Below are 16860 nucleotides of genomic sequence, written 5' to 3' on the forward strand. Positions count from 1 at the left end.
CGGCCCGACTTCCGTTCCCCCACAGGTTGCCTCGCGCCGTTGTCGTACGCGAGCCGTACTCTGGGGCCCATGCAGACCCCGGCGGACCGGCAGGACCGGCACGAGTACCCCGCCCACTGGGAGGCGGACGTGGTGCTGCGCGACGGTGGCACCGCGCGCATCCGGCCCATCACGGCCGACGACGCCGATCGCCTCGTCAGCTTCTACGAGCAGGTCTCCGACGAGTCGAAGTACTACCGCTTCTTCGCGCCGTACCCCCGGCTCTCCGCCAAGGACGTCCACCGCTTCACGCACCACGACTTCGTGGACCGTGTGGGGCTCGCCGCCACCGTCGGCGGCGAGTTCATCGCCACCGTACGCTACGACCGGATCGGCACCGACGGGATGGCAGCCTCGGCGCCGGCCGACGAGGCGGAGGTCGCCTTCCTGGTGCAGGACGCGCACCAGGGCAGGGGCGTCGCCTCCGCGCTCCTGGAGCACATCGCGGCGGTCGCGCGCGAGCGGGGCATCCGCCGGTTCGCCGCCGAGGTGCTGCCCGCCAACACCAAGATGATCAAGGTGTTCACCGACGCCGGGTACACCCAGAAGCGGAGCTTCGAGGACGGCGTCGTCCGGCTGGAGTTCGACCTCGAACCCACCGACCGCTCCCTCGCGGTGCAGCGGGCGCGGGAACAGCGGGCGGAGGCGCGGTCGGTACGGCGGCTGCTCGCGCCCGGCTCCGTCGCCGTCATCGGCGTCGGCCGCGCACCGGGCGGCGTCGGGCGCAGTGTGCTCGGCAACATCCGCGACGCGGGGTACCGGGGACCGCTGCACGCCGTCAACTCAGCCTTCCCCGAGGACGTCAAGGAGATCGACGGGGTCCGGGCACACCGCTCGGTGCGGGACATCGAGGGTCCGGTGGACCTCGCGGTCGTCGCCGTCCCGGCCGACCGCGTGCCCGCCGTCGTCGCCGACTGCGGGGCGCACGGGGTGCAGGGTCTCGTCGTGCTCTCCGCCGGATACGCCGAGATCGGGCCCGAGGGGCGCGAGCGGCAGCGGGCGCTGGTGCGGCAGGCGCGGGCATACGGCATGCGGATCATCGGACCTAACGCCTTCGGCGTCATCAACACCGCGTCCGACGTCCGCCTCAACGCCTCCCTCGCCCCGCAGATGCCCCGGCCCGGGCGGATCGGGATGTTCGCGCAGTCCGGTGCCATCGGCATAGCCCTCCTCTCCCGGCTGCACCGGCGCGGGGGCGGCGTCACCGGGGTCACCGGCGTCTCCACCTTCGTCTCCTCCGGCAACCGCGCCGACGTCTCCGGCAACGACGTCCTCCAGTACTGGTTCGACGACCCCGACACCGATGTCGTCCTCATGTACCTGGAGTCCATCGGCAACCCCCGCAAGTTCACCCGCCTCGCCCGCCGTACGGCAGCCGCCAAGCCGCTGGTGGTCGTCCAGAGCGCGGGCTCCACTCCGCAGGGACACGCGGTACGCGCCACCCGCATCCCGCACGACACGGTGTCCGCGCTGCTCCGCCAGGCGGGCGTCATCCGCGTCGACACGATCACGGAACTGGTCGACGCGGGGCTCCTGTTGGCCCGCCAGCCGCTCCCCGCCGGTCCGCGCGTGACGATCCTCGGCAACTCCGAGTCCCTCGGCATGCTCACCTACGACCGCTGTCTGGCCGAGGGCCTGAAGCCCTCCACCCCGATCGACCTCACCACCTCGGCCACCGCCGCCGACTTCCACCGCGCCCTGTCCCACGCCCTGGCGGACGACACCTCCGACGCGGTGGTCGTCACGGCGATCCCGGCGATCGGCGAGGCGTCCCCCGACGACGCGGAGCTGGCGGAGGCACTGCGGACGGCCGCCGCCGCGGCACCGGACAAGCCGGTGCTGGTGGTTCACGTGGAGCTGGGCGGCTTGGCGGAGGCGTTGTCGCTGGCCACCAGTACGGCGCCGGTGCCTTCGGTGGAGGGGGCGGGGGGTGCTGGGGGCTCCGCCCGGGAGGCAGGACAGGGTGTGTCCGGAGCGGGGGGTGCGGGTGAGGCCGCCGCGTCCGCCGGGGCGGGTGGCCGGGCGGTCGAGCAGCGCTCCGTTGCCGCCCCCACGCCGTCCGTGCGGCCACCCGCCGTGCGCGGTACGCCGCTGACGCCGGGGGGTTCCGTCTTCGGGGCGCCAGGAGCGGGCGCCGACGGGTCGGGTGACCCCGGCCACTCCGTGTTCGGCGCGTCGGCATCGGGCGCCCCTGACACCACCGCCTCCGGTGCGGGCGCCCCTGGGGCGAGCACTCCGCCATCGAGCGGCCCTCGGTCCGGCACCGCCGCGCCAGGCACCCCCGCGCGGAGCGCGCCCTCCGCCACCCCCGAGACCCCCCACCCCCGCCTCATCCCCGCCTACCCCGCCGCCGAACGAGCCGTGCGTGCCCTCGCCGAAGCCGTGAAGTACGCGCAGTGGCGGCGGGAGGCGACCGAGCCCGGGAAGGTGCCGGAGTACGAGGACATCGACGAGCGGGGCGCCGCGAAGCTGATCGCCGGTCTGCTGGAGCGCGGGGAGGGGCTGGCGGTCGGACCCGAGGAGACGCGGGAGCTGCTGGCCGCGTACGGGATTCGCGTGCGGCCCGCGCTGCCCGCGCCCACTCCCGACGCCGCCGCCGAGGCGGCACACGCGCTCGGATACCCCGTCGCGCTCAAGGCGACCGCTCCCCATCTACGGCACCGCGCCGACCTCGGGGGAGTGCGGCTCGACCTCGCCGACGAGGAGCAACTGCGGCGGGCGTACGCGGAGTTGACCGAGCTGTTCGGACCGGCGGAGCAGTTGCGTCCGGTGGTGCAGGCGATGGCGGCGCGGGGCGTGGACACCGTCGTACGGGCGGTCATCGACCCGGCGGCGGGCGCCGTGCTGTCCTTCGGGCTGGCCGGAGCCGCGTCCCAGTTGCTCGGGGACACCGCGCACCGCCTGGTCCCGGTCACCGACCGCGAGGCGTCCTCACTGGTCCGCTCCATCCGCACGGCCCCCCTCCTCTTCGGCTGGCGCGGCTCCACCCCCGTGGACACGCCCGCCCTGGAGGAACTGCTGCTCAGGGTCTCCCGCCTGGTCGACGACCACCCGGAGGTGGTCGCGGTCACTCTGGAGCCGGTCGTCGTGGCCCAGCACGGCCTGACGGTCCTGGACGCCACCATCCGCCTGGCACCACCCCCGGCCCGGGACGACCTGGGACCGCGCACGTTGCCGCTGTACTAGAGGCTCCCGTGTGGTCCCCGCTCCTGCCTGGACCCTCCTCCCGGACCTCGCCGAACGGTTGCGCGCCGCGATCACGGCACTGCCGGAAGCGGCGATCTCCGAGCTGCCCGGCGCCGCCGGGGAACTCGACCGCTTCGTCGCCCGCCCGGAATCACCGCGCTGACGTTCCGCTCGACGGGGTCGGGAGACCGGCAAGCAGTTCCCGTACGAGTCCGGCGACGAGATCGGGGCGCCCCACGAAGGGGGAGTGCCCGGTCCGCCACTCGCGCACATGTGTGCAGCGTGCGGACAGTCTCCGCTGGAGGTCCGGGTCGATGGCCCGGTCCTCCGCGCAGACCACGTAGGTGGAGGGGAGGCGCTTCCAGTTGTGGTGGGAGGGGACTCCGCGTCCGCAGCCGGGGGCTTGCGCGCACAGCAGGGCGACCGCGCGGGCGGCGAGGGGTTCGGGGCAGTCGTCGTAGAGGACGGCTGCGGCCAGGGCGGGGTCCAGACGCGTCGAGCCGTCGGCGTCGGGGCGGATCGCCTGCCGGAGCCGCGCGGACGCGCCGCCCAGAGCTGCCGCGCTCTCACCCGTGTCCGGGACGAAAGCCGCGAGGTAGACCAGGTGTCCCGCGCCGCGCACCCCGGTGATCACCGAGCCGCCGTAGGAGTGGCCGAGCAGCAGCGGGGGTTCCGGCAGCGCGTCCACGGCCGCCTGGACCGCGGCGGTGTCGGCGGCAAGCGAGCCCCGGTGGAGCCGGGGGACGACGACCTCGGTTCCACCAGTCCGCAGGAGGTCCGCCACCGCGGCGAAGTGTCCGGGGCGGTGGTACAGGCCGTGCACGAGCACCACTGCGGGCACCCCGTCCGCCTCCTTCGGTCCGTATCGGACCAGTGACCCTAGCTACGGACAGCGGTCGGCGTCTCCGCCTTCTGTCGTGATCCACTGTTGAAACCCGCCAACGGCGGTGATCCAGGGCCACGAGGTGACCCCCCGCACACACCCCCTGAACACCCCTTGCCGGGCCCCGACCCCTCCCGCGACTGGCCCGGAGCGCCCCCCTCCACGGATTAGGATGGACGCCATGGCCAAGACCAGTACGACGACCCAGGGGCTCCGCGCGGCGATCGAGCGCAGCGGCTACTACCCGGCCCTCGTGGCCGAGGCGGTGGAGGCCGCCGTGGGCGGCGAGCCCGTGCGGTCGTACCTGGTGCATCAGGAGACGACGTTCGACCAGAACGAGGTCCGCCGTCATGTCACCGTCCTGGTCCTGACCGACACCCGCTTCCTCGTCAGCCACACCGACGAGCAGGCCGCCGACAGCACCTCTCCGACGCCGTACGCCACCACCTCCACCGAGTCGGTGAAGATCGGCCGGATCTCGTCCGTGGTGGTCAGCCGGGTCGTGGCGAACCCGGAGAAGTACACCCCCGGCACCCTGCCCCGCGAGGTCGTGCTGACCGTCGGCTGGGGCGCGGTCAGCCGTCTGGACCTGGAGCCCGCCGCCTGCGGCGACCCCAACTGCGACGCCGACCACGGCTACACCGGCAGCTCCACCGCCGACGACCTCAGCCTGCGCGTCAGCGAGGCGGGCGACGGTCCGGAGACCGTGCGCGAGGCGCTCGCCTTCGCCCAGGCCGTCTCCGAGGCGACGGCGACCGCGGGCTCCGCGCGCTGATGTCCCAGCCCGCCGCCTGGGACGCCTACGAACCCCTCGCCCTGGACACCGCGCCGCTGCCGGAGTACGGCAGCGGTTCGCTCGCCGACCTCCTGCCCACCCTCGCGGCGGGACTCGGCGTACCCGGCACCACCGCCGCCATCACCGAGCTGACCCCCGCCGACCGCGTCTGCGTCTTCCTGGTCGACGGTCTCGGCTGGGAGCAACTGCGGGCGCACCCCGACGAGGCGCCGTTCCTCAACTCCCTGCTCGGCACCTCGCGCGGCGGCACCGGGCGCCCGCTCACCGCCGGTTACCCGGCGACCACCGCGACCTCCCTCGGCTCCGTCGGCACCGGACTGCCCCCCGGCGCCCACGGGCTGCCCGGCTACATGGTCCGCAACCCCGGGACCGGCGAGCTGATGAACCAGCTCCGCTGGCGCCCCTGGACCCCGCCGCACGTCTGGCAGCCGTACCCGACCGTCTTCGAGCTGGCCGAGCGCGCCGGTGTGCACGCCGCGCAGGTCTCCTCGCCCCACTTCCGCGACACCCCGCTCACCCAGGTCGCGCTCAGCGGCGGCACCTTCATCGGCAGGCTGACCGGCGAGGAGCGGATGGACGTCGCCGCCGAGCAGCTCGCCGCGGGCGACCGCTCGCTGGTCTACACGTACTACGCCGAACTGGACGGCGCGGGCCACCGCTACGGCATCGGCTCCGACACCTGGCGCGGCCAGCTCATGACCGTCGATCGCCTCGCCCAGCGCCTGGCCGAGCAGTTGCCCCCGCGCAGCGCGCTCTACGTCACCGCCGACCACGGCATGGTCGACATCCCCTTCGACGACGAGCACCGCATCGACTTCGACGAGGACTGGGAGCTGCGCGCGGGCGTCTCCCTGCTCGGCGGCGAGGGACGCGCCCGCCATGTGTACGCCGTCCCCGGCGCCGAGTCCGACGTTCTCACCTGCTGGCGCGAGGTGCTCGGCGACCGCTTCTGGATCGCCTCGCGTGACGAGGCCATCGCGGCGGGCTGGTTCGGCCCCCGCGTGGACGACCGCGTGTACCTCCGGATCGGGGACGTGGTCGCGGCCGCCTGCGACGACGTACTGATCACCGCGTCCGAGCGGGAGCCGAAGGAGTCGCTCATGGTGGGCAACCACGGCTCCATGACCCCCGCCGAGCAGCTCGTCCCGCTGCTCGAAGTACGCTCCTGACCCTCCCTCCCCCCACTGCCTGAAAGGTGCTCAACTCCTCATGCCCGAGCTGGTGTTCTTCTCCGGAACGATGGACTGCGGGAAGTCGACGCTGGCTCTGCAGATCGAGCACAACCGCTCCGCGCGCGGACTCGTCGGCCTGATCTTCACCCGCGACGACCGCGCGGGCGAGGGCAAGCTGTCCTCCCGCCTCGGACTGGTCACCGACGCGGTCGAGGCGGCCGACGGCATGGACCTCTACGGCTACCTCGTCCACCGGTTGTCCAAGGGCGGCAAGGTCGACTACGTGATCGCGGACGAGGCGCAGTTCCTCACCTCCGAGCAGATCGACCAGCTCGCCCGCATCGTCGACGACCTCGGTCTCGACGTCTTCGCCTTCGGCATCACCACCGACTTCCGCACCCGCCTCTTCCCCGGCTCCCAGCGCCTGATCGAACTTGCCGACCGCATAGAGGCGCTCCAGGTCGAGGCACTGTGCTGGTGCGGCGCCCGCGCCACCCACAACGCCCGCACCGTCGGCGGCGACATGGTCGTCGAGGGCGCCCAGGTCGTCATCGGCGACGTCAACCGCCCCGCACAGGAAATCGGCTACGAGGTCCTCTGCCGCCGCCACCACCTGCGCCGCATGACGGCAGCCTCGGCCCAGGCGGCGACCCTGTCCCCGGACGTCCTGCCGGTCACGTCGGGCTGACGGTCCCCGACCGGCTCAGCACCCCAACCGACTCAGCCCCCGCCCGACTCCGCCCCGGCGGCGAGCCGGGCTTTCCCGAGCGTTGACCCAAACCTGACGCGCGCTTTTCGCTCTCAGCTTGTAGTTGCAAGCAATGTGCAGAAACCTGGAGGCTGAAGAGACTCACGCGTCCGAAAGCCGGGCGCTTCGAAAGCGAGGCCCGCCTCCTCATGACCGTCCCGCATGATCCCGTGCTCACCCGCCCCGACACCGGACGGACCATATCGTGGCACCGTGTCCGCGCCTCGATGAGCCGGAAGGAGTGGGCGCGGCTCGGGGGGATGGCGGCGTTCATCGTGGCGTTGCACGTGATCGGCTGGTTCACGCTCGTGGCGATCGTGGCGCCGGAGCACTACAGCCTGGGGACGAAGACATTCGGGGTCGGCATCGGCATCACCGCGTACACCTTGGGGATGCGGCACGCCTTCGACGCCGACCACATCGCGGCGATCGACAACACGACCCGCAAGCTGATGAACGAGGGCAGCCGTCCGCTGTCGGTCGGGTTCTGGTTCTCGCTCGGGCACTCCAGCATCGTGTTCGCGCTGGCCTTCCTGCTCTCGCTCGGCGTGAAGGCGCTGGCCGGACCGGTCGAGAACGACAACTCCACGCTGCACAGCGTCACGGGGTGGATCGGCACCACCGTCTCCGGTGTCTTCCTGTACATCATCGCGATCATCAACCTGCTGATCCTCGCCGGGATCTGGAAGGTCTTCCGGCAGATGCGCGGCGGCCATTTCGACGAGGCAGCCCTTGAGGAGCACCTCAACAACCGCGGGCTGATGAACCGTCTCCTCGGCCGTCTGATGAAGTCGATCACCAAGCCCTGGCAGATGTACCCGCTGGGTCTGCTCTTCGGTCTCGGCTTCGACACCGCGACCGAGATCGCCCTGCTCGTGCTCGCCGGGTCCGGCGCCGCCTCCGGGCTGCCCTGGTACGCGATCCTGTGCCTGCCGGTGCTGTTCGCGGCGGGCATGTGCCTGCTCGACACCATCGACGGCTCGTTCATGAACTTCGCCTACGGCTGGGCGTTCTCCAAGCCGGTCCGCAAGGTCTACTACAACCTCACGATCACCGGTCTGTCCGTCGCCGTCGCCCTCATCATCGGCACCGTCGAACTCCTCGGCCTGATCGCCGAGAAGGCGCACCTGCACGGCGCCTTCTGGGACTGGGTCTCCGGTCTGGACCTCAACATCATCGGCTACGTCATCGTCGGACTGTTCTTCCTCACCTGGATCCTCGCCCTGGTGATCTGGAAGGTCGCCCGCATCGAGGAGAAGTGGACGGCGGGACTGGCTCAGCCGGGCGCGGCGGACTCCGAGTAGCCCGGCCGCAGGGCCGTACCGCCCGCGCGCCACGCGCTCAGCAGCACCTCCGCCAGCCGGTCCTCCAGATACGTCGTCGCGCGGACGCCGAACACCACGTCGTCGGCGAGCCGCGGCTCGTGCTCAAGCAGACCCGCCACCACGTCGTGCCGTACGACCTGTTCGTGGACGGCGTCCGCCTCGACGTGCTCGGTGTAGAACCGCACCGCCGCCGGTCCCGCGCCGATCCGCTCCAGCGCCCGGGCCAGGCGGCGGGAGGCGGGGGAGGAGGTCACCTCGACCGTGGCGAAGTGACCGACGAGCGCCCCGCGCAGCGCGCGGTGCAGCCCGAACAGCGACATCAGGTTCACCGTGGCGAGCGCCTCGGCGGGCGCCGCGTCGAGATACGTCCCGTACGCGGTGTCCAGACCGAGGTCCGCCATCAGGTCGGCAAAGAGCTGCGCGTGGATCTCGTCCGCACGGCCCGCGCCGAACTCGTCGTACTCCACCGCGACCATGGCCGCCTTCGCCCGCCCGCGCAGCCGGGGGATGACCCAGGCGTGCGGGTCGGCTTCCTTGAGGTGGTAGAGCGAGCGCAGCGCCGCGTACTCGCGCGCGTGCCCGAGCGTGCCGTGGTCGCGCAGGAAGTACGAGACACCGCCCCCGTCGGCGGGCTCCACCTGGAGTTCGTCCAGCGCGGTCTCGGGGGTGTCCTCGGCGTCCACGGGCACGTCCGCGCGCAGGGCGCCGAGGAAGCGGTCCTCCAGGCGGGCGCGCAGGGCCAGCAGGCCCGGGTCCCACTCCAGGCGCTCGGGTACGTCGGCGAAGCCCTGGTAGTGGAGTTCGTAGAGCGTGTACAGGGCGAGCTGGAGGTCGTCGCCGTAGGCGTCGTCGGGGAGCGTGGTGACGTCGGGTTCCGTGCCCTCGCGCAGCGCCGTCAGCACGGCTGCCGAGAGCGGGCCGCGTGCCGTGGGGAGCGGGGGCGGGCGCAGGCGGGTGGTGGTCATGCGGTGCCCTCTTCGCCTTCCTGGTCCTCCCGGCGGCGCCGGGCGTGGCGGCGGTGGCTGGTGTCGCACCACGGGTACATACGGCTGCGGCGGCAGGTGCACACCGCCACCAGGAAGCGGTCGGCCCGCGACACCCGCCCGCTCTCGTCGACCACCTCGACCGGACCCTCGATCAGCAGCGGTCCGTCGCGCTGCACGCGGACCCGGACGCGGCGCGGGCGCTCAGGCGTGTTCGGCACGGATCACCACCAGCTCCTCGGTCGTCCCCTCCGCCGTCAGACCGCGCTCGCGCAGCCAGGCGAGCCGGGAGCGCAGGACCCGGCCGTAGGGCAGCCGGGCGCGGTCCACGACCTCGCCGTACAGCCCCGCCGCCGCCAGGCGGGTCAGGGTGTCGTCCACGCCGCACAGGTGCGAGTGCACCAGCAGCAGCGTGCCCGTGGGGCGCAGGACCGCCGGTGCGGCGGCGCAGATGCGGTCGATCACCATGCGCCCGTCCGTCCCGGCGTCCCAGGCGCGGGCGGGACCGCGCGGGGGAGCGGCGGCGGGCGCGGGGACGTACGGCGGGTTCGTCACCACCAGGTCGAACCGGCGGCCCGGCACCGCCGAGGCGAGGTCGCCGTGGCGGACCCGGACACTCTGGCCGTTCAGCCGCGCGTTGCACCAGGTGGTCAGCACCGCCCGCCAGGAGATGTCCACCGCGGTCACCCGGGCGCCCAGCCGGGCCGCCTCCACCGCGAGGAGTCCGCTGCCGGTGCCGAGGTCCAGGATCTCCGTACGGCCCGGGGCGATGCGCTCGCGGCGCATCGCCCGGCGCAGGAGACCGGTGTCGAACTGGGGGGAGTAGACGCCCCGGGGAACCCAGCAGCGCAGCCGCGCGGGGGCGGTCAGGGTCTGGGCGGTGGTCATGGGGTCACCTCGCGCACGGGGTCCTCCGGGGGCTGCGGTCACAGGCGCCGGGTGCACCGGTCCAGGGTCACCGGCTCCAGGGTGACCGATCCGGGCAATTCCGGCATGTCACCTCCTGCGGGTACCCCTGACCTCGGACATCACTCCGGTGGTCACGTCCCGGTGGTCACTTCGCGCCCGCCCGCAGCGAGTCCAGCAGCGCCGCCGGGTCGGTGTACACCGCGTCCGCGCCCGCCTCCTCCAGGTCCTCGCGCGGGATGCCGCCGCAGAGCACGGCCAGGCACCGCACCCCCGCCCGGGTGCCCGCCCGCATGTCCCACACGGTGTCCCCGACGAACACGGCGTTCTCCGCGGGCACCCCGGCCAGCTCCAGCGCCTGCTCGACCGGTTCGGGGGCCGGTTTGCCCTCGGACACGTCGTCGGCGCTCGCGGTGGCCGTGATCGCCTCGTCGGCGTCGAGCGCGCGGCGCAGCGCGGACAGCTCCTGGCCGCCCGCCGAGGTGGCCAGCACCACCCGCCAGCCGTTCCCGGCCAGGTGCCGCAGCAGGTCGCCCGCTCCCGGCAGGGGCGCGAGCCGCCCGAAGTACTGGCCGTAGAGCGCCTTGTGCGCCGCGCTGAGCGCCTCCGCCTCCTCGCGGGCCCGCTCCTCGCCGAGCAGCCGGGCGACGAGGTCGGCGGACCGCAGCCCGACCGAGCGGTGGATCTCGTGCGTCGGCACCGCGTGCCCCGCCTGGCGGAACGCCTCCCACCAGGTCACCACGTGCAGGGCGTTGGTGTCGACGAGGGTTCCGTCCACATCGAACACGGCGGCACGCGGCTCGCCGTCGTCCGGTCGGTCGTCGGGGATGAGCATGGGCGGCACCTCGCGGGGGCTCGTGTGTGTGCGTGCGGGGAATGCGCGGACGGGGTGCCGAGTACCCCGGGCGCGCGAGATCGTGCGTCGTCCCACCCCGTCGTGTCACGCCCGGGGAACGGGGTACTGGAGCCGGGTCCAAGGTCCGGTCCGGCCGCCCGGTCGGTGACGACTCGGAGGATTCCATGGCCCTGCGTCTCCTGCCGCGTACGACGCGCCTCGCATACCGCGTGGCCCGCCACGTACCCCGCTCGGCGTGGCCACCTCCGGCGCGGTTCGCGTACCGGGCGGCCCGGATCGCGCCCCACGTGATCCCGCACGCGCCGCACGTCCCGCATGTGCCGCGTACGGCCGCCCACCTGTCGGGCACGGCATGGCGGCACTGGCGGCACGGCGGTGACCTGCGGATCTCCGGGGCGCACCCCACCGACGCCGTGCGCCCCGGCGAGGTGCAGCGGGCCGACCGCAGGTTCCTGCTGCTCGGCCTGCTGCCGCTGTGGGTGGTGCCCGCGGTGGCGGACTGGTGGATGCACCGGCGTACCCGCATCGAGCACACCAGCGGCACCAAGGAGTCCGCCGTGCACGCGCTGATGATGGCCGAGGCCGGGGTGCCGGTGGTGCTCGGGATGGTCGCGCGGGTCAACCCGCTGGTGCTCACGGTGATGGGCGGCGCGGCCGTCGTCCACGGCGCCACGGCCGTCTACGACGTCTCCCTGGCCACCGGCGAGCGCGAGATCCGCCCGATCGAGCAGCACATCCACAGCTTCCTGGAGGTGCTGCCGCTCACCGCGCTCGCCTTCACCGCGTGCCTCCACCCCGACCAGGTCCGCGCCACCCTGCGCGGCGGCCCGGGTCCGCGCGACTGGCGCCTGCTGCCCAAGGAGCACCCGCTCCCGGCCGCGTACCTGGCGGGGATCGGCGCGGTCATCACGGCGGGCGTCGTCCTGCCGTACGCCGAGGAGCTGTGGCGCTGCCGACGGGCGGCGCGGGAGACCCAGGAGGCGCGGGAGGCGCGGGAGGCGCGGAGGACCGCCGAGACCCGCGAGACCCCCGAGGCGTGAGCCCTACTCCTCGACCTTCCCGACCTCCCCGACCTCCTCGACCACCCGGATCGTCTCCAGCCCCGGGTCCGCCGCGTCCGGCAGGTTCATGCCCGCCCGCACCCCGCTGGTCAGATAGCGCAGCACCGGCTCGGTCAGCCGCTCACCGGGCAGCACGGCCGGGATGCCCGGCGGGTACGGCGTGATCATCTCGCCGGAGATCCGGCCCGCCGCCTGAGCCACGGGCACCTTGGTGTGCCGGCTGAAGTAGGCGTCGCGCGGCAGCCACTCCTGGCTCATGCGCAGCTCCTGCGGCGCGGGCACCTCCACCGGGGGCGCGCCGCGCAGCTCGTCCGCGTGGGCGGCGAGGTCGCGCAGGGCGGTCAGCAGCCGGTCGGCGGTCTCCTCGTCGTCGGCGTGGGTGAACTGGGCGCTGATCCGCCGGTGGTCGTAGAGGTGCATGTCGAGGTGGTGGCGCTCGCGCAGCCAGTCCCCGGCGCGGTAGCCGCTGGTGCCCAGCTCGGTGATGTCCATGACGGTGGGCAGCGGGTCGAGGTCGTGGCCGAGATCGGGTCCGGTCAGGTCGTCGGCGCCGTTGACGTGGATGCCGTCGATGCCCTCGATCTCCTGCTGCGTCCGCAGCGCGAGGTCCAGCGCGTGACTCACGAGCCGGTGACCGTCCTGCACCATCTGGCGCCGCCAGGCGTCCATGCCCGCGTACAGCAGGACGCTGGGGCTGGTGGTGCCGAGCAGGTCCGCGCGCGAGGCCAGCTCCTCCGGGTCGACCAGATCGCCCTGGAGGTGGAACACCGAGCCCTGCTCCAGACCGCTGCCCATCTTGTGGATGCTGGTCACGCACACGTCGGCGCCCGCGTCCATCGCCCAGGTCGGCAGGTCCTCGTGGAAGGGCAGGTGCGCGCCCCACGCCTCGTCCACCACCAACGGCTTGCCGCGCCGGTGGCACACCTCCGCGACGGACGGCAGGTCGGCCGACGTGCCGTACGGGGTCGGACTGGTGACCAGCGCGCCGTCGGCGTCGGGGTGCTCCTCGAAGGCACGCTCGTACGCCTCCGGGGACGGCGGATGCGCGAGGTGGCGCTCCGCGTCCCACTGCGGCTCGATCCACACCGGTGACACCCCGGACAGGATCAGGCCCGCGATCACCGACTTGTGCGCGTCCCGTCCGACGAGCAGTTTCTGCCCCGGACACGTCACGGTCAGCATGGCGGCCTTCACCGACAGGGAGCTGCCGCAGGTCGAGAAGTACGTCCGCTCGGCGTGCACCGCGTCCGCCATCAGCGCCTCGGCGCGCTTCAGAACCCCGCCGCCGGTACGCCGGTCGTCCAGCCCTCCGCTGGCCAGCACGTCCCCGGCGTAGACGGCCTCCCCGAGCACCGCCACCGCCCGTGGGTCGGCACCTCGCGCCTGCTTGTGTCCGGGCGGGGTGAACCCCCACTCCTTGGCCGCGTGATAGCGGGCCAGCGCGTCCAGTACGGGTGCTTCCTCATGGTCGAGTGCCATGCGTTCCCGCGTTCCCGGTCTGCGGGGGGTCACACGAGCGACCGGCGCGCGACCGCCCGGCATCCGGCGTCAGGCGGGCGCCTGGAGCACCGCGAAGACCGCCCCCTCCGGGTCCGTCACCGTCGCCGCTCGGCCGGACGCCTCCTGGTGGGGCGGTTGCAGGACGTGGCCGCCGAGGGACGTCACCTGGACGAGGGTCCGGTCGACGTCCGTGACGCGGAAGTGGGTGAGCCAGTGGGCACCCCGGTCGCGGGGTACGGCGCGGCCCGCGCCGCGCAGTCCGGCGACCGGGCGGCCGTCGCCGCGCAGGGTCACGTGGTCGGGACCGGGTGCGGTCGGCGCCTGGTCGTAGCCGCACACCGTCTCGTAGAACTTGACGACGCGTGCGGTCTCGTAGGTGATCAGCTCGTTCCAGACCGGCAGTCCGTGTCGGTCGCCGTCGGTGAGCGGAGCGGCGGGGCCCGGGCTCTCGTCGAGACCGAAGACCGCGCCGGAGGGGTCCGCCGCGACCGCCGTGCGACCGTTGCCGGGGCTGTCGAGCGGACCGACGGCCACCGTGCCGCCGCACAGGCGGACCTGACCGGCCGCCAGGTCCACGTCACGGGAGGCGAAGAACGGCGTCCAGGCGGCCGGAAGCTGCCGGTCCGGCGGTGATTGGCCGATACCCGCCACCTCCTGCCCGTCCAGCAGCGCCCGGGTCCGGCGGCCGGGGCCGGGCGCGAACTCCCAGCCGAACAGCGCCCCGTAGAACTCCTCGGCGGCGGCCGGCCGGTGTGTCAGCAGGCTCACCCGCCAGGGTGCGCCGGGCGCGCGCGACGCCCGGGGAACCGCCGCCTGCCGTGCCTGGGTCATCCGCCACTCTCCCTCCGGCCCCGCACGGGAGCCGTGTCGCGTTCGCTCACCCGGAAGGGGCGCGCGTCACCCGAAGGGGGCGCACGCCAGGGCGGAACCGGTGCCGGGTGTCGCGTACGCGCGCGGTGTCCCGTAGGGGAGAAAGACCGTCCTCCCGCGCACGCGCCCGGCGCACGATGCGTGCCCGGTCGCGTACGCCCCGTGATCGTGTCCGTCCGGCCGAGCAGAGTAGCCGTACCTGGACGCCGGGGCTACCCCTGGCGTATGGATGGACCCCATGACAGTCATCATTTCCCCATCCGAGCTGGCCCAGGAGCTGTCCGGGCAGGCACCTCCCGTGCTGCTGGACGTCCGCTGGCAGCTCTCCGCGGCCAAGGCGGCGGGGGCGCCCGCCTTCGACGGGCGGGCCGAGTACGCGGCCGGGCACCTTCCCGGCGCGGTCTTCGTCGACCTGGACCACGAACTGGCCGCCACGCCCGGCGAGAACGGCCGCCATCCGCTGCCCGACCTGGAGGTGTTCGGCGCGGCCATGCGCCGTGCGGGCGTGTCCGCCGACCGGCCCGTCGTCGTCTACGACGGCGGCCAGGGGTGGGCTGCCGCGCGCGCCTGGTGGCTGCTGCGCTGGACGGGTCACCCGGACGTGAGGGTCCTCGACGGCGGGTTGACGGCCTGGGACGGTCCGCTGTCCACCGACCAACCCGCCCCTGAGGAGGGCGACTTCGAGCCGTCTCCCGCCGCGACCGGCGTCCTGGACGCGGACGCCGCCGCCGAACTCGCGGGCACCGGAGTCCTGCTGGACGCGCGGGCGGGGGAGCGGTACCGCGGCGAGGTCGAGCCCATCGACCGGGTCGGCGGCCACATCCCGGGCGCGCTGTCGGCGCCGACGACGGAGAACGTGGGTCCCGACGGGCGCTTCCTGCCCGCCGCCGACCTGCGCGACCGCTTCAAGGCGCTGGGCGTCTCCGACGAAGCCCGCGTGGGCGTCTACTGCGGCTCGGGCGTCTCGGGCGCGCACGAGGTGCTGGCCCTCGCGGTCGCGGGCATCCCGGCGGAGCTGTACGTCGGTTCGTGGTCGGAGTGGTCCGCCGATCCGACCCGACCGGTCGCGGTGGGACCCGACCCCCGGTAAGCACACGAGAGAACGAGCATGCCGAAGCGGGGGCGCCGAACACGCCCCCGCCGCACGGCAATTCGCACAAACGGTCGTACGACCTGTTTGCTCTCGCCGCTACTCCTGCTTCTTGCGCCGCGTACCGAAGACGATCTCGTCCCAGCTCGGCACGGCTGCCCGGCGTCCGGGGCGCACCCCGTCCGCCTCGGCCTGGCGGTCGGTCGCGCCCACGAGCCGGTCGCGGTGGCTGCCGACCGAGCGGGGCATGAGCACGTCCGCGTAGGCGGAACCGGCCGACGCGGCGGGCGCCGGGGGCTCCTCCGCCTCGGGCTCCTCGGGGGGCTCCTCGTCGGTCTCGGACGGCCGCTCCGGCACCACGAGGTCGCCCCGGAAGCTCGGCACCGCCTCCAACAGGCTGGTCAGCGAGTCCCGTTCACCGGCGGTGGACTCCTCGTCGGGCTCCGACGCCTGCGCGGGCAGGCTCGGCCGGTCGCTGCGCTCCAGGGCGCGGTCCATCGTGCGGTCGCGCGGCAGCCGGGCGATGCGCGGCACGAACGGGAAGCTCGGCTCCGCCGAGGCGAGGTCGTCGGACTCCCCGATCAGCGAGCGCGCCTCGTCGTCCACCGCCTGGACCAGGCGGCGCGGCGGGTCGTAGGTCCAGCTCGCGGTGTGCGTCTCCCCGGCGACCCGGTAGACGAGCAGCACCTCCCAGGTGCCGTCGTCGCGGCGCCAGGAGTCCCACTGCACGGTGTCCTTCTCGGCGCCGCGCAGCAACAGCCGTTCCTGGACGGCCTCGCCGAGGGGCGGACCGGAGTTCTCGCCGGGGCGGCGGACGGAGGTCTTGCGGGCGCGCTCGGCCATGAAGGCGCGCTCGGCGAGCACGGGACCCTCGAAGCGCCGGACCCGGTCGACGGGGATGCCGGCGAGCTGGGCGACCTCTTCCGCGGTGGCGCCTGCTCGTATCCGCGCCTGGATGTCCCGGGGGCGGAGGTGGCTCTCCACCTCGATCTCGATCTGGCCGAGCCGGGGGCGGTCGCCGCGCACGGCGGCGCGCAGCCGCTCGTCGATCGGAAGGGTGTACTCCGTCGCGTCGGCAGCCTTGAGCACCAGCCGTGTGCCGTCATTCGAGACGGCCACGACACGCAGTTCGGGCATGGGGACCTCCCGGGTGGTGCCTGCCGACGTCACGTGCGTCGCTGCTTCCGCTAGTCGAGTGTGGCCTGCCCGGGTGCAGCCTGCCACAACCTTGCCGAGTTGCCCGGCGTGTCGGGCTCGGGCCCGAGTTCGCCGTTATGGCACGGTTACTTGTTCGCAACGCTAAGTGACGAACTCCATCACCCTGTGCAACTAGCCCCCTCCCGGCGGTCCTGCGAGGCCCCGGACACCCTGGTGGGAGACCGGACCCAGGGCTCGCAACAGTACTCCATTCGGACCACTCGCGTGGATTGACGCGCCGCCGGAAT

The 16860-nt window shown here is 73.5% G+C and carries 16 protein-coding genes; 8 read left to right on the plus strand and 8 right to left on the minus strand.

From position 1 onward, the window contains the following. Positions 1–69 precede the first annotated feature (69 nt). Positions 70–3225, plus strand: coding sequence for a GNAT family N-acetyltransferase (locus IF655_RS10610; RefSeq protein ID WP_199583889.1), 3156 nt, complete (start codon positions 70–72; stop codon positions 3223–3225). Between the two features lie 10 nt (positions 3226–3235). Beyond that, a complete protein-coding gene (locus IF655_RS10615; RefSeq protein WP_199583890.1) occupies positions 3236–3388 on the plus strand; it encodes a hypothetical protein in 153 nt (50 codons plus the stop codon). Here IF655_RS10615 and IF655_RS10620 read toward each other — a convergent pair. Further along, positions 3377–4066, minus strand: coding sequence for an alpha/beta hydrolase (locus IF655_RS10620; RefSeq protein WP_199583891.1), 690 nt, complete (start codon positions 4064–4066; stop codon positions 3377–3379). The genes IF655_RS10615 and IF655_RS10620 overlap by 12 nt on opposite strands. A gap of 214 nt (positions 4067–4280) precedes the next feature. Between IF655_RS10620 and IF655_RS10625 the strand changes: the two genes are divergently transcribed. From IF655_RS10625 to IF655_RS10640, 4 genes are all read left to right on the plus strand, one after another. Further along, on the plus strand, positions 4281–4883 hold the full coding sequence (locus IF655_RS10625; protein WP_199583892.1) for a DUF5998 family protein: 603 nt from the start codon (positions 4281–4283) through the stop codon (positions 4881–4883). Further along, positions 4883–6073, plus strand: a complete 1191-nt coding sequence (locus IF655_RS10630) for an alkaline phosphatase family protein (RefSeq protein WP_199583893.1) — start codon at positions 4883–4885, stop codon at positions 6071–6073. The genes IF655_RS10625 and IF655_RS10630 overlap by 1 nt, the downstream gene beginning before the upstream one ends. A 40-nt stretch (positions 6074–6113) precedes the next feature. Further along, positions 6114–6764 (plus strand): thymidine kinase, encoded by a 651-nt coding sequence (locus IF655_RS10635; protein WP_199583894.1) that lies wholly within the window; start codon positions 6114–6116, stop codon positions 6762–6764. Positions 6765–7051: 287 nt separating this feature from the next. After that, a complete protein-coding gene (locus tag IF655_RS10640; protein WP_199583895.1) occupies positions 7052–8128 on the plus strand; it encodes a HoxN/HupN/NixA family nickel/cobalt transporter in 1077 nt (358 codons plus the stop codon). Here IF655_RS10640 and IF655_RS10645 read toward each other — a convergent pair. The 4 genes from IF655_RS10645 to IF655_RS10660 form a co-directional block, all read right to left on the minus strand. After that, positions 8101–9114 (minus strand): iron-containing redox enzyme family protein, encoded by a 1014-nt coding sequence (locus IF655_RS10645; protein ID WP_199583896.1) that lies wholly within the window; start codon positions 9112–9114, stop codon positions 8101–8103. The genes IF655_RS10640 and IF655_RS10645 overlap by 28 nt on opposite strands. Beyond that, a complete protein-coding gene (locus tag IF655_RS10650; RefSeq protein ID WP_199583897.1) occupies positions 9111–9353 on the minus strand; it encodes a CDGSH iron-sulfur domain-containing protein in 243 nt (80 codons plus the stop codon). The genes IF655_RS10645 and IF655_RS10650 overlap by 4 nt, the downstream gene beginning before the upstream one ends. After that, positions 9337–10020 carry a HemK2/MTQ2 family protein methyltransferase gene (locus tag IF655_RS10655; protein WP_199583898.1) on the minus strand — a complete coding sequence of 228 codons (684 nt, stop codon included), beginning with the start codon at positions 10018–10020 and terminating at the stop codon, positions 9337–9339. The genes IF655_RS10650 and IF655_RS10655 overlap by 17 nt, the downstream gene beginning before the upstream one ends. 166 nt (positions 10021–10186) lie before the next feature. Beyond that, positions 10187–10873, minus strand: coding sequence for an HAD family hydrolase (locus tag IF655_RS10660; RefSeq protein WP_199583899.1), 687 nt, complete (start codon positions 10871–10873; stop codon positions 10187–10189). 185 nt (positions 10874–11058) lie between these two features. On the opposite strand from IF655_RS10660, the gene IF655_RS10665 reads away from it, so the two are divergent. Then, a complete protein-coding gene (locus IF655_RS10665) occupies positions 11059–11934 on the plus strand; it encodes a diguanylate cyclase (protein WP_374100238.1) in 876 nt (291 codons plus the stop codon). 3 nt (positions 11935–11937) lie between these two features. Here the strand turns inward: IF655_RS10665 and IF655_RS10670 are convergent, their stop codons facing one another. Then, positions 11938–13434: an aminotransferase class I/II-fold pyridoxal phosphate-dependent enzyme gene (locus tag IF655_RS10670; protein WP_199583900.1), complete on the minus strand. Its 1497-nt coding sequence runs from the start codon at positions 13432–13434 to the stop codon at positions 11938–11940. Positions 13435–13503: 69 nt separating this feature from the next. Then, complete coding sequence (locus IF655_RS10675; protein WP_199583901.1) at positions 13504–14286, minus strand: VOC family protein; 783 nt, start codon at positions 14284–14286, stop codon at positions 13504–13506. A 277-nt stretch (positions 14287–14563) separates the two neighbouring features. Here IF655_RS10675 and IF655_RS10680 point away from each other — a divergent pair, with 277 nt between their 5' ends. Then, positions 14564–15415, plus strand: coding sequence for a sulfurtransferase (locus IF655_RS10680; RefSeq protein ID WP_199583902.1), 852 nt, complete (start codon positions 14564–14566; stop codon positions 15413–15415). Between the two features lie 99 nt (positions 15416–15514). Here the strand turns inward: IF655_RS10680 and sepH are convergent, their stop codons facing one another. After that, a complete protein-coding gene (gene sepH / locus IF655_RS10685; protein ID WP_199583903.1) occupies positions 15515–16552 on the minus strand; it encodes a septation protein SepH in 1038 nt (345 codons plus the stop codon). Positions 16553–16860 lie beyond the last annotated feature (308 nt).

This window comes from Streptomyces sp. DSM 110735 (genome assembly GCF_016482685.1).
Taxonomy (GTDB): Bacteria; Actinomycetota; Actinomycetes; order Streptomycetales; family Streptomycetaceae; genus Streptomyces.